General features: G+C 71.5%; 11 protein-coding genes. 8 read left to right on the forward strand and 3 right to left on the reverse strand.

All coding sequences use genetic code 11. The features are described from left to right. Positions 1–17: 17 nt before the first annotated feature. The gene (locus tag AB0M92_RS01350) at positions 18–2258 is read right to left on the reverse strand and encodes a transglycosylase domain-containing protein (RefSeq protein ID WP_366100032.1); all 2241 of its coding nucleotides are present in this window, start codon (positions 2256–2258) and stop codon (positions 18–20) included. A gap of 233 nt (positions 2259–2491) precedes the next feature. On the opposite strand from AB0M92_RS01350, the gene AB0M92_RS01355 reads away from it, so the two are divergent. Together AB0M92_RS01355 and AB0M92_RS01360 are read left to right on the forward strand one after the other, a co-directional pair. After that, positions 2492–3400, forward strand: coding sequence for an SPFH domain-containing protein (locus AB0M92_RS01355; protein ID WP_366100033.1), 909 nt, complete (start codon positions 2492–2494; stop codon positions 3398–3400). Then, entirely contained in the window at positions 3397–3666 is a 270-nt protein-coding gene (locus tag AB0M92_RS01360; protein ID WP_366100034.1) for a hypothetical protein, read from the forward strand. The genes AB0M92_RS01355 and AB0M92_RS01360 overlap by 4 nt, the downstream gene beginning before the upstream one ends. An 11-nt stretch (positions 3667–3677) precedes the next feature. Here the strand turns inward: AB0M92_RS01360 and AB0M92_RS01365 are convergent, their stop codons facing one another. Next, complete coding sequence (locus AB0M92_RS01365; protein ID WP_366100035.1) at positions 3678–5201, reverse strand: DUF2079 domain-containing protein; 1524 nt, start codon at positions 5199–5201, stop codon at positions 3678–3680. A gap of 216 nt (positions 5202–5417) precedes the next feature. On the opposite strand from AB0M92_RS01365, the gene AB0M92_RS01370 reads away from it, so the two are divergent. The 3 genes from AB0M92_RS01370 to AB0M92_RS01380 are packed head-to-tail and all read left to right on the forward strand — an operon-like array spanning position 5418 to position 8991. Then, positions 5418–5942 carry a PadR family transcriptional regulator gene (locus AB0M92_RS01370; protein ID WP_366100036.1) on the forward strand — a complete coding sequence of 175 codons (525 nt, stop codon included), beginning with the start codon at positions 5418–5420 and terminating at the stop codon, positions 5940–5942. Further along, positions 5939–6634: an ABC transporter ATP-binding protein gene (locus AB0M92_RS01375; RefSeq protein WP_366100037.1), complete on the forward strand. Its 696-nt coding sequence runs from the start codon at positions 5939–5941 to the stop codon at positions 6632–6634. Before AB0M92_RS01370 ends, AB0M92_RS01375 begins: the two co-directional genes overlap by 4 nt. Continuing rightward, positions 6631–8991, forward strand: a complete 2361-nt coding sequence (locus tag AB0M92_RS01380; protein WP_366100038.1) for an FtsX-like permease family protein — start codon at positions 6631–6633, stop codon at positions 8989–8991. The genes AB0M92_RS01375 and AB0M92_RS01380 overlap by 4 nt, the downstream gene beginning before the upstream one ends. 51 nt (positions 8992–9042) lie before the next feature. Here the strand turns inward: AB0M92_RS01380 and AB0M92_RS01385 are convergent, their stop codons facing one another. After that, a complete protein-coding gene (locus AB0M92_RS01385; protein WP_366100039.1) occupies positions 9043–9990 on the reverse strand; it encodes a hydrogen peroxide-inducible genes activator in 948 nt (315 codons plus the stop codon). A 146-nt stretch (positions 9991–10136) separates the two neighbouring features. Here AB0M92_RS01385 and AB0M92_RS01390 point away from each other — a divergent pair, with 146 nt between their 5' ends. The 3 genes from AB0M92_RS01390 (at position 10137) to AB0M92_RS01400 (ending at position 12130) form a co-directional block, all read left to right on the forward strand. Beyond that, complete coding sequence (locus tag AB0M92_RS01390; protein WP_366100040.1) at positions 10137–10841, forward strand: hypothetical protein; 705 nt, start codon at positions 10137–10139, stop codon at positions 10839–10841. Between the two features lie 191 nt (positions 10842–11032). Then, complete coding sequence (locus tag AB0M92_RS01395; RefSeq protein ID WP_366100041.1) at positions 11033–11587, forward strand: peroxiredoxin; 555 nt, start codon at positions 11033–11035, stop codon at positions 11585–11587. 3 nt (positions 11588–11590) lie between these two features. Then, positions 11591–12130 carry an alkyl hydroperoxide reductase gene (locus AB0M92_RS01400; protein ID WP_366100042.1) on the forward strand — a complete coding sequence of 180 codons (540 nt, stop codon included), beginning with the start codon at positions 11591–11593 and terminating at the stop codon, positions 12128–12130. Positions 12131–12170 lie beyond the last annotated feature (40 nt).

Here is a 12170-nt window from a genome sequence, read left to right on the forward strand (position 1 = left end):
CCGTGGGAGCGCGGGCGCTACGGGATCGTGATCGGCGGGGTCTTGGTCGGGTCCGGGGTCTTGGTCGGATCCGGGGTCTTGGTCGGGTCCGGGCTCTTCGTCGTGCTCTTGGTCGGGTTCGGCGAGCTCTTGCCGGGGTCCGGGCTGTTCTGCGACGGCGAGACCGGCGCCGAGGGCGTGTTGGCGGACGAGGAGCTCGACGAGGACGGGGAGCTGCTGCGGCTCGGCGCCTGCGAGGCGCCCATCTTCGCCTCGGAGAGGTCGAACTCGGCGGTGTCCACGCCCTTGAGCGCGGCCAGCGTGTACGCCTTCCAGATCTCGGCCGGGAAGCTGGAACCACCCGCTCGGCCACCGCCGGCGGTACCGGTCAGGGTGACCTGCTTGGCCGTTCCGGGCTCCTCGCCGAACATCGCGACGACGGTGACGAGCTCCGGGGTGTACGCGGTGAACCAGGCGGCCACGTTGGACTCGGTGGTACCGGTCTTGCCGGCGGCCTCGTAGGCGGAGCTCTTGACGGCCTTGCCGGAACCGTCCTGGACGACGCCGGTGAGCACCTTGGTCACCGTGTCGGCGGTCTCGCGGGTGATGGCCTGGCCGCCCACGGACTCGACGGGAGTGAACGCGCGGCCGGCGTGCTTGGCGCTCTTGATGACCGTCGGGGCGATCTTCTTGCCGTGGTTGTCGAAGGTGGCGTAGACCCCGGCCATTTCCAGGGTGTTGGCGCTCATGGTGCCGAGCGACATGGCCGGCTTGTCGGCCGGCCAGCCGTCGCGGTCCTTCATGCCGAGCTGCAGCGCCGTCTTCTTCACCTTCGGCGGGCCCACGTCGACGATCATCTGGGCGTACACCGAGTTCACGGAGGAGTTGGTGGCGGCCTGGACGGTGAGGAACGGGTCGCCGTAGTTCGCGTTGTCCTGGTTCTGCGGGGCGAACGGGGTGTCGCTGCCGACGACCGGGCGCTTGCTGGTGCCGTCGTAGAGCGCGTTCGGGGTGATCGGCTTGCCGTCGTGCGTCGTGGACTTGTTCTCCAGTGCGGAGGCGAGCACGACCGGCTTGAAGGTCGAGCCCGGCTGGAAGTCCTGGCGCAGTGCGTTGCTCGCCCAGTGGTCGGAGAGCCCGGTGCCGCCGTACATCGCGACGACCGCGCCGGTCTTCGGGTCCACGGACGTGGCGCCGGCCTGCACGCTCGCGTCGACTGCCCGGTCCTTGCGGTCGAGCTTGGACTCCAGCTCGTCCTGGACGGCCTTCTCCAGCGCGGCCTGCTTCTTGGGATCGATGTTGAGGGTGATCTCCCAGCCACCGGCCTGGAGCTCCTGGCTGGTCATGCCGGTCTGCCTGCGCAGCTCCGCGTCCGCGGCCTGCTTCAGGTAGCCCTTCTGCCCCTCCATGCCGGGGGCCGCCTTGGGCTTGATCGGCATCGGGAGCTGGAGCTGCTTGCGCTTCTCCGGGTCGAGGGCCTTCATCTCGACCATGTTGTCGAGCACGCCGTTGAAGCGGATCTTGACCAGCCGCGTGCCGTTGGGGCCCGCGGTCGCCAGGTCGTAGTCGCTGGGCGCCTGGAGGACGGCCGCGAGGTACGCGCCCTGCTCCAGGGTCAGCTTGTCGACGTCGACGCCGTAGTACGCCTGGGCGGCGGCCTGGATGCCGTACGCGCCGCGCCCGAAGTAGCTGGTGTTCAGGTACCCGGCGAGGATGTCGTCCTTCTCCATGCGCTGGTCGACCTTGAGCGAGATCACCAGCTCCTTGAGCTTGCGGGTCGCCGTCTGGTCCTGGTTCAGGTAGAAGTTCTTGACGTACTGCTGGGTGATCGTCGAACCGCCGGCCTTGCCCTTGCCGGTGGCCGTGTTGAACAGGCCGCGGGCGATGCCGATGAAGTCGACGCCCTGGTCCTTGTAGAAGGTCTTGTTCTCGATCGCGATGAAGCCGGTCTGGACTTCCTTGGGGACCCGGCTGATCGGCACGATCTCGCGGTTCGTCTTGCCGTCGCGCGCCATGACCGAGCCGTCCGCGTACTTGTAGACGTTGCTCTGCGTCAGGGCGTCGGCGTTCGGGTCGGGCTCGTCCACGTAGAAGTAGAGGGCGACGAGTGCACCCATGCCGAGCAGGATGATCCCGAAGAAGGCTCCGAGGATCTTCTTCCATGTGAAGAAGCGGCGTATGCCGGTTCGCTTGCCGGCGCGCCCCTTCCCGGTGGCGCCCCCGCGCGGCGCCCGTCGCGCACTGCGCTGCTGCGCCTTACGCGCTTCTGCTCGGCCCATCGCTCCCGCTCCGCTCGATTACCCCCCCGACGTCAGCTCAGAAAGCTAACACCGCAGGTTGTGACAAAGGTTGGCCAACCGTGGCCAATACCGGTCAATTCGGACGTGAGAATCAGCACCCACATCAAGGGAACCGACGCGCGGTGAGCCCGTAGGGTTGCGGCCACCCTAAAAAGTGATATCACTTTGCTAAGCGGTTCGACCGGCCGCGACTGCGTGAATGGGGGCAGATGATGACGAAGACGACTGCTGTGGCAGGAGAGGTACGGGAGTTCACGGCGCGCAGCCTGGGAGGTGGACTGGCCCTGCTCCTGGGGCTGTTGGGGGTGCTGGCCGGTGCCGGACTGATCGCCCTGGGCGCGGCCTCGGACGCCTCGGTGGCGCACGTGGCCCTGATCGTGCCCGGCGCCCTCCTCATCGCCGCCTCGGCCTTCGCGATGAGCGGGCTGAACATGGTGGCCCCGGGCGAGGCCCGGGTGGTCCAGCTGTTCGGTCGGTACCGGGGGACGATCCGTACGGACGGCCTGCGCTGGGTCAACCCGCTGACCTCGCGGGAGAAGATCTCCACCCGGGTGCGCAACCACGAGACGGCCGTCCTGAAGGTCAACGACGCGTACGGCAACCCGATCGAGCTCGCGGCCGTCGTGGTGTGGCGGGTGGAGGACACGGCGCGGGCGACGTTCGAGGTGGAGGACTTCACGCAGTTCGTCGAGACCCAGACCGAGGCGGCGGTGCGGCACATCGCGATCGAGTACCCGTACGACGCCCACGACGAGGGCGGGCTCTCGCTGCGCGGCAACGCCGAGGAGATCACCGAGAAGCTGGCCCTCGAACTGCACGCCCGGGTGGATGCGGCCGGCGTGCGGATCATAGAGTCCCGGTTCACGCATCTCGCGTACGCTCCGGAGATCGCCTCCGCGATGCTCCAGCGCCAGCAGGCCGGCGCGGTCGTGGCGGCCCGCAAGCAGATCGTGGAAGGGGCGGTGGGCATGGTCGAACTGGCCCTGACCCGGCTGGCGGAGCAGGACATCGTGGACCTCGACCCGGAGCGCAAGGCCGCCATGGTGTCGAACCTGATGGTGGTCCTGTGCGGCGACCGGGCCGCCCAGCCGGTCGTCAACACGGGCACGCTCTACCAGTGAGCCCCGCCGACGAGCCCCAGGACCCGGAAGCGGGCGAGGGCCGGGAGCGGCCGGCCGCGCGGACGGGGCGGCAGGCGCGCAAGCAGGTGCTGCTGCGGCTCGATCCGCAGGTGTACGACGCGCTCGCGCGCTGGGCGGGCGAGGAACTGCGCAGCGCCAACGCGCAGATCGAGTTCCTCCTGCGGCGGGCCCTGTCCGAGGCCGGCCGGCTGCCGGGCGGGGCCGCCCCGATCCCGCCCCGCGGCCGCCCCCGCGACACTCCCTAGGGGGGTGTGGATCAGGACCGGCTCAGGAGGACGAACCCGTCCTCCTGGGCCACCATCCGGTACCCGTGTGCCCGGGCCCCGGCGAGGGCGATGGACTCGTCGACCGCGGACAGCGGCCAGCGCCGCTGCTGCGGCACCTGCGTGTCCACCACGATCCACTCCGGCTCCGGTCGGCTGGCCGGCCAGCCGTAGAGGCTGACGCTCGTACGGTCGGCGAGGTGCGGCACCAGCCCGTCCGAGGCCTGCACCGTGGCCCCGTCCGGGATCCGGCCCATCACCCGGTGCGCCGCCGCGATCCGCGGATCGGCCCGCCAGGTCTGCGGGTACGCCACCTGCGCCAGGGAGTACACCGGCAGCAGCAGCACGCAGACCCCGGCCGCGCCCGCCAGGTAGCGGCGCAGGCCCGCGTCCGTGGTCCCGCGCCGGCGCAGGGCGTCGACGAAGGCGGCGAAGACGATCGGCATCAGGGTGAGCGAGTAGTGGTAGCCGGTCCCCCAGTGGGCCGTGTAGTCCGAGACGCCCCGCCACACCAGCGTGGGCACGGCGACCAGGACCAGCGGCGAGCGCAGCGCGAGGAACAGGGTCGGCGCCAGCACCAGCATCAGCGTCGTCACCTTGGTCTCGGGGGTGACGAGTCCGATCGTGGCCTTGCGCAGCACCTCCCCGAAGCCGGAGCCCGCCCCGCCCCCGGAGCCGCCCAGGAACGAGGCGTAGAAGTACGAGCCGCTCGGGCTGAGCGCCGGCAGCACCACCAGCACCACCAGCAGCGTCCACATCAGGCCGGCCGCGGCGACCGCGATCCCGAGCCGGCGCCCGCGCCATCCGCCGCGCCAGCCGCCGCGCAGGCCGCCCTCCCCGCCGCCGCGCCAGGCGATGAGCAGGCCGATCACCGCCACCGTGAGCCCCATGTCCTCCTTGACCAGCACCAGCGGCAGCGCCCAGCACGCCGCGGCGCGCAGCCGCCCCGCACCGAGCGCGGCCAGCGCGCACATGAGGAGCGGGACGGCGAAGGCCCATTCGTGGAAGTCGAACCCGACCCCGTTCGCGATGCCCCAGGAGAGCCCGTAGCAGAGCCCGATCACCACGGCGGCGGTGGAGCCGAGCGCCCGGCGCGCCCACTGGGCCAGCGGCAGCACGCTGACGGCGACCAGCGCCGCCTGCGCCACGAGCAGGGTCCGCGCCGACGGCCACAGCCAGTACAGGGGTGCCAGCAGGGCGAGTACGGGTGAGAAGTGGTCCCCGAGGACCGGGAAGTCCGGCCCCTTGACCTCGGAGACGGGCAGGTGGCCCTCCGCGTACGAGCGGACGGCCTGCTCGAAGATCGCCAGGTCGAAGCTGTGCGACAGCAGCCGCTCGTGGGTGCGCAGCGACAGCAGCATGTAGACGAGGAACAGCCCCGAGGCCATGGCCCACATCCACCAGGCGGGGCCCGCCCCCTGCCCGGGGGAATCGGCGGACGACTGCCCGGCCGTCCGTGCGGGCGAGCCCGACTGCTGGGGCGGGAGCGCGGTGACGTCGGTGGGGGGTGCGTGCATGGCGCGCCTTTCGGGAGCTTCCGGGAGCCTTCCGGGGACGGGGCCGTCAGCCGGCCCTTCGCCGTCCGCCCTCAAAGTGCCAGCCGCCCGGGAGTGCGGCTCCGAACCCTCGCGCTCGGGGCGAAAGTCCCTACGAATGGCCGCTAGGGCAGGCCGAAAGTCATCTCTACACCACAGGTATACATCGAGCGTATACACCCCATGTATAGTCCTCGCATGTCCATCGGTCACACGCTCCTGGGCCTCCTTGAGGCCGGTCCACGCCACGGTTACGACCTCAAGCGCGCCTTCGACGAGAAGTTCGGCCACGACCGGCCGCTCGCCTACGGGCAGGTCTACTCGACGATGTCCCGCCTCCTGAAGAACGGCCTCGTCGAGGTCGAGGGGATAGAGAGCGGCGGCGGCCCCGACCGCAAGCGCTACGCCATCACCGACGCCGGCGTCACCGACGTCGAAAGCTGGCTCGCCCAGCCCGAGAAGCCCGAGCCGTACCTCCAGTCGACCCTCTACACCAAGGTCGTCCTCGCCCTGCTCACCGGCCGCGGCGCCGCCGACCTGCTGGACACCCAGCGGGCCGAACACCTGCGGCTCATGCGCATCCTGACCCAGCGCAAGCGCAAGGGCGACCTCGCCGACCAGCTGGTCTGCGACCACGCCCTGTTCCACCTCGAAGCCGACCTGCGGTGGCTGGAACTGACCGCCGCCCGCCTCGACCAGCTCGCCCGGGAGGTACGCCGATGACCACGACGCCCCCGGCCGGCACCCTGCTCAGCGCCGACGGCCTGCGCAAGACGTACGGGTCCACCGCCGCGCTCGACGGCGCGGACTTCTCCATCCACCCCGGCGAGGTCGTCGCCGTCATGGGTCCCTCCGGATCCGGCAAGTCGACGCTCCTGCACTGCCTCGCCGGGATCGTCCCGCCCGACTCCGGCACCATCACGTACGCCGGGCGGGAGCTGTCCGCCATGAACGACGCCGAGCGCAGCGCCCTGCGCCGCAGCGAGTTCGGCTTCGTGTTCCAGTTCGGCCGGCTCGTCCCCGAGCTGACCTGTGTGGAGAACGTCGCGCTGCCACTGCGGCTGACCGGTGTGAAGCGGAGGCAGGCCGAGCGCACCGCGCTGGAGTGGATGGCCCGCCTGGAGGTCGCCGAGCTCGGCCGCAAGCGCCCCGGCGAGGTCTCCGGCGGCCAGGGCCAGCGCGTCGCCGTCGCCCGCGCCCTCGTCACCGGCCCGCGGGTCCTCTTCGCGGACGAGCCGACCGGCGCCCTCGACTCCCTCAACGGCGAGCTCGTCATGCAGCTGCTGACCGAGGCCGCCCGGTCCGCGAACGCCGCCGTCGTCCTCGTCACGCACGAGACCCGCGTGGCCGCGTACTCCGACCGCGAGATCGTGGTGCGCGACGGCAGGTCCCGCGACATGGAGCGCGCCATATGAGCGGCCCGGGCATCCTGCGGGTCTGGGTCCGCGACCTCGGCCTCGGCGCGCGCTTCGCCTTCGGCGGCGGCCGCGAGGGCTGGACCCGCACCCTCCTGACGGGCCTGGGCGTCGGCCTCGGCGTCGCGCTGCTGCTGATCACCAGTGCGGTGCCGAGCGCCCTCGCCTCGCGCGAGGAGAGGGGCCTGGCGCGCATGGTGAACAGCTCCGGCGAGGCCGAGCGGCCCGGCCCCGCCACCGTGCTCACCGCCGGCGCCGACCAGTCGTACCGCTCGTACGGGGTCGACGGGCTGCTCGTGCAGCCCGAGGGCGCCTTGGCCCCGCTGCCGCCCGGCCTGGAGAAGTACCCCGGGCCGGGCGAACTGGCCGTCTCCCCCGCCCTCGACGAGCTGATGAAGACCTCCGAGGGCGAGCTCCTGCGCGAGCGCCTCGACGGGCGGATCGTCTCGGTCATCGCCGACGCGGGCCTGGTCGGCCCCGGCGACCTCTACTTCTACGAGGGCAGCGACCGGCTCGCGCAGTGGGCCGCCGACCCCGAGACCGGCTCGTACGTCCACCGGATCGCCGACTTCGGCGACGAGCGGGACGAGCAGCCCCTCGACCCCGTCCTCGCCCTCCTCGTGGTGCTGGTCTTCGTCGCCCTGCTGATGCCCGTCGCCGTGTTCATCGCGGCCGCCGTCCGCTTCGGCGGCGACCGCCGCGACCGCCGGCTCGCCGCCCTGCGCCTGGTCGGCGCCGACGCCCGCATGGTGCGCCGGATCGCGGCGGGCGAGGCCTTCGCCGGATCCCTGATCGGCCTGGCCCTCGGCACGGGCTTCTTCCTGATCGCCCGGCAGCTCGCCCCGGCCATCACCCTGTACCAGCGCAGCGTCTACCCCTCCGACCTGAACCCGGCTCCCTGGCTTGCCGCCCTCGTCGCCGTGGCCGTGCCCGCCGCGGCCGTCGCCGTGACCCTGTTCGCCCTGCGCGGCGTGGTCATCGAACCGCTCGGCGTGATCCGTACGGCCACCGAGCGCCGGCGCCGGATCTGGTGGCGCCTGCTGCTCCCGCTCGTCGGTGTCGGCCTGCTCGTCCCGATGATCGGCCGCGGCAACGACAGCGGCCGGTTCAACACCTACCAGGTCTCCGCCGGCGTCGTCCTGCTGTTGATCGGCGTGACCACCCTGCTGCCCTGGGTGCTGGAACGGTTCGTCGACCGGCTCGGCGGCGCCGGGCCCGTCTCCTGGCAGCTGGCCGTCCGGCGGCTCCAGGTGGCCGGCGGCACGGGCGCACGCCTGGTCAACGGCATCGCCGTGGCCGTGGCCGGAGCGATAGCCCTGCAGATGCTCTTCGCCGCCACCTCGTCCTCGTACACGCGGGACACGGGCCAGGATCCGACGCGGGCCTCGGTCTCGATCCTGACCCGCGGCAACGACCCCGCGCGGGCTGAAGCCCTCGCGGGCAAGATCGCCGCCGCCGAGGGAGTCACCCAGGTGCTTCCGCTGCGCTCGGCCTCGGCCGCACCGACCCCGCAGGGCGAGGGCTCGACGGTCCAGCTCACCATCGGAAGCTGCGCCGCCCTGGCCGAACTGGGCGCCCTGCCCGGCTGCAAGGACGGCGACGTCTTCGTCCTGCCCGCCTCCACGGACCGCGACCGGGTCGCGGACGGCGTCGCCAAGGCGGGCGACAAGCTGTTCGCCGGGAACGTCTACGGCAACGACGGCCCGCCGCCCGTCCCGTGGACCGTGCCGGCGGACGCGCCGACGGTGACCCCCCGCAAGGACCCGAACGGCAGCCTGCGCAGCGGTCTGCTCGTCACCCCCGCGGCCGCCCCCCGGGGCATCGGCGACTTCCAGTCCTCGCAGGTCTACGTCAAGGTCGACCCGGACGTGCCGGACGCGATCGAGCGGGTGCGGACCGCCTCGTTCAAAGCCGACCCGCTGGCCGTCCCCATGACGATGCAGCCGACCTCGGTCAACGACCGCTTCGCCTCCATCCGGACCGGCCTGTTCGTCGGGGCGAGCTGCGTGCTGGTGCTGATCGGCGCGAGTCTGCTGGTCTCCCAGCTGGAGCAGTTGCGGGAGCGCAGGAAGCTGCTGGCCGCGCTGGTCGCGTTCGGTACGAAGCGCTCCACGCTCAGCCTGTCGGTGCTGTGGCAGACCGTCATCCCGATCGGCCTGGGCCTGGGCCTCGCCAGCCTGGTGGGGGTGACCCTGGGTACCGTGCTGATGCGGATGGCCGCCGTACCGGTGCGCGTCGACTGGGGCTCGATCGCCTCGATGATCGGCGTCGGAGCGGGGGTGGCCCTCGTGGTGACCCTGCTCAGCCTGCCGCCGCTGCTGCGGCTGATGCGCCCGGACGGGCTGCGTACGGAGTAGCGCCGAGCGCGCGCGGGTCCGTACGCGTACGCCCGCCCCGGCGGGGCCGCCCTATTCGGCCGGCCACACCGGGAGCGGGCGTACGGCTTCGCGCAGGGCGCCCGCGATGGCCCGGAACTCCTCCTGCCGGGCCGTCCCCGTCCGCATGGCCAGCGCGATCCGCCGCGAGGGCGCGGGCTCGGCGAAGTACCCGGTGGCCAGGTACTCGTTGCGGGCGGTCTCCAGCCGCAGTGCGGTGCGCGGCAGCAGGGTCACGCCCAGCCCGCCGGCGACCAGCTGTACGAGGGTGGACAGCCCGGCGGCGGTCGTGGTGACGGCCGCCCCGTCGGGCCGGCCCGCCTCGCGGCAGATGTCCAGGGCCTGGTCGCGCAGGCAGTGGCCCTCGTCGAGCAGCAGCAGCCGCAGGCCCCGCAGTTCCTCGCGCGGGATGTCGCGGCGCCCGGCGAGCGGGTGCTCCCGGGGCGCGAGGAGGACGAAGTCCTCGTCGAAGACCGGCAGTTCGGTGACGCCGGGAACACCGAGCGGCACCGCGAGCAGCAGCAGGTCGAGGCGCCCGCCGGCGAGCCCGTCCAGCAGCGAGGAGGTCTGCTCCTCGTGCACCTGGAGGTCCATCCGCGGGTAGCGGCGGTGGAAGAGCCCGAGCACGGTCGGCAGCAGGTACGGGGCCACGGTGGGGATCACCCCGAGCCGCAGGATCCCGGTGAAGGGGGCCCGTACGGCCTCGGCCTCCTCCAGGAGCCCTCCCATGGCGTCGAGGACCGCCTTGGCCCGGGCCGCGATCCGCTCTCCCGCCGGGGAGAGCAGCACCTTGCGGGTGGTGCGCTCCAGCAGCTGGACGCCGAGTGCCTCCTCCAGCGCGGAGACGGCGCCCGAGAGCGCGGGCTGGCTCATGCCGATCGCCGCGGCGGCGTCCCGGAAGTGCAGGTGTTCGGCTACGGCGGCGAACGCGCGCAGCTGCGCGAGCGTCGCCTGCTTCGCTCCCCTGTTGCCGACGGCCACTGGCAGGTACCTCCGATCACCCGCCACCACAGTAGCTCCGGTGGGACTCCTCCCCGGAAGCAGTGCGCTGCGGGGCGGACCGGGGTGCGTGAGAGTGGAGGTAGGGCAGGAGAGGCCCGGCCATGGCCTTCGCCCGGGAGGCAGACATGCGGAACAAGTTCGTTCGGATCGCCCTTCTGGCCCCGCTGGTGGCCTCACCGCTGATCCTGGGTCCGATGGCGTCGGCCCGGCCCGCGGCGGCGGCGCCCGCGGCCGGCACGTGCAAGGCCTCCGAGAGCGCGTACACCCCGAAGGCCAACAAGTGGTCGGTCTTCGGCGACGGGTTCCCCGCGAACACCACGGTCGCGGTGAAGGGCGACAACGGCTACAGCGACCCGTCCTACCAGGTGACCGGTGACGGCAAGGTCCGGATCGTCGAACTGACCGCCGGCCACTACACGGTCGGGGGCGTCGCCTGCACGGGCGGGGCGGATCCCGCGAAGGACGGCACGGGCACGGGCACGGACACGGGCAAGGACCCGAAGGCCCAGTACGACGCGGGCTTCCAGAAGGGGTTCCAGGCGATCAAGAACAACTGCACCGCCGTCATGCCGAAGACCCTGACCCAGGTCGACCCCAATTACCAGAAGGGCTACGACAACGGTGCGGCGCTGGCCGCCAAGACGTTCTGCGGCGGCCAGACGGGCGGCAAGAAGGGCATGTCCCAGTACGACAGGGGCTACAAGCTCGGCTTCGACAGGACGAAGGCGACCTGCAGGACCACTCCGCCCCAGAGCGCCGTCCCGCCCGGCCCCGAATGGCTCCGCGGTTACCACGCGGGCGCCGCGAAGGCGGCAGCGCGGTTCTGCTGAAAGGTGTGACGGAACCGATCGCTCTCCGTCGCAATCTGCCCCTACGAGGGCATTGATAGGGAAGCCTGATCAGCGCGACCACCGCATGCGATTTCCGCGATCAATGCTGCTTGTGCCAGCATGTGAGACACGTCCAACCCCTCAGGGAAAGCCCCAAAAGGGACTACTTTCCCATCTCGCAAGGAGAGCACGTGCTCACTGTCGGTGACAAGTTCCCCACCTACGATCTGACCGCCTGCGTCTCGCTCGAAGCCGGCAGCGAGTTCGCCCAGATCGACCACAAGACCTACGAGGGCAAGTGGCGCGTGGTGTTCTTCTGGCCGAAGGACTTCACCTTCGTCTGCCCGACCGAGATCGCCGCTTTCGGCAAGCTGAACGAGGAGTTCCAGGACCGCGACGCCCAGATCCTCGGCGTCTCCGGCGACTCCGAGTTCGTCCACCACGCCTGGCGCAAGGACCACGCCGACCTGCGTGACCTGCCCTTCCCGATGCTGGCCGACTCCAAGCACGAGCTCATGCAGGCCTGCGGCGTGCAGGGCGAGGACGGCTTCGCGCAGCGCGCGGTCTTCATCGTCGACCAGAACAACGAGATCCAGTTCACGATGGTGACCGCCGGTTCCGTGGGCCGTAACCCCAAGGAGGTCCTGCGGGTCCTCGACGCCCTGCAGACCGACGAGCTGTGCCCCTGCAACTGGAACAAGGGCGAGGGCACCCTGAACGCCGGCGCGCTGCTGGCCGGTGAGTGACGGATGTCCCTCGACTCCCTGAAGTCCGCCATACCGGACTTCGCCAAGGACCTGAAGCTGAACCTCGGCTCGGTCATCGGCAACCAGGACAAGCTCTCGCAGCAGCAGCTGTGGGGCACCGTCCTGTCCTGCGCGATCGCCGCCCGCTCCCCGCGCGTCCTGCGCGAGCTGGAGCCGGAGGCGAAGGCGGCCCTGTCGGCGGAGGCGTACACCGCCGCCAGGTCCGCGGCCGCGATCATGGCGATGAACAACGTCTTCTACCGCACCCGCCACCTGCTCTCCGACCCGGAGTACGGCACGCTGCGGGCCGGCCTGCGGATGAACGTCATCGGCAACCCGGGCGTGGAGAAGGTCGACTTCGAGCTGTGGTCGCTCGCCGTCTCCGCGATCAACGGCTGCGGCCAGTGCCTGGACTCTCACGAGCAGGTCCTGCGCAAGGCCGGCGTCGACCGCGAGACGGTCCAGGAGGCCTTCAAGATCGCCTCGGTGATCCAGGCGGTCGCGGTCACCCTCGACGCCGAGGCCGCCCTCGCCGCCGAGTAGCAGTTCTTCGCGAGCCCGTACGGACCGCCGTACGGGCTAC

Origin of the sequence: Streptomyces sp. NPDC051582, from assembly GCF_040681715.1 — a bacterium.
Lineage (GTDB): Bacteria > Actinomycetota > Actinomycetes > Streptomycetales > Streptomycetaceae > Streptomyces.

Coding starts and splice junctions, on each gene's coding strand:
- AB0M92_RS01350 (WP_366100032.1), bottom strand. CDS start 2,258: ATGGGCCGAGCAGAAGCGCGTAAGGCGCAGCAGCGCAGTGCGCGACGG.
- AB0M92_RS01390 (WP_366100040.1), top strand. CDS start 10,137: ATGCGGAACAAGTTCGTTCGGATCGCCCTTCTGGCCCCGCTGGTGGCC.
- AB0M92_RS01375 (WP_366100037.1), top strand. CDS start 5,939: ATGACCACGACGCCCCCGGCCGGCACCCTGCTCAGCGCCGACGGCCTG.
- AB0M92_RS01365 (WP_366100035.1), bottom strand. CDS start 5,201: ATGCACGCACCCCCCACCGACGTCACCGCGCTCCCGCCCCAGCAGTCG.
- AB0M92_RS01400 (WP_366100042.1), top strand. CDS start 11,591: ATGTCCCTCGACTCCCTGAAGTCCGCCATACCGGACTTCGCCAAGGAC.
- AB0M92_RS01370 (WP_366100036.1), top strand. CDS start 5,418: ATGTCCATCGGTCACACGCTCCTGGGCCTCCTTGAGGCCGGTCCACGC.
- AB0M92_RS01355 (WP_366100033.1), top strand. CDS start 2,492: ATGACGAAGACGACTGCTGTGGCAGGAGAGGTACGGGAGTTCACGGCG.
- AB0M92_RS01380 (WP_366100038.1), top strand. CDS start 6,631: ATGAGCGGCCCGGGCATCCTGCGGGTCTGGGTCCGCGACCTCGGCCTC.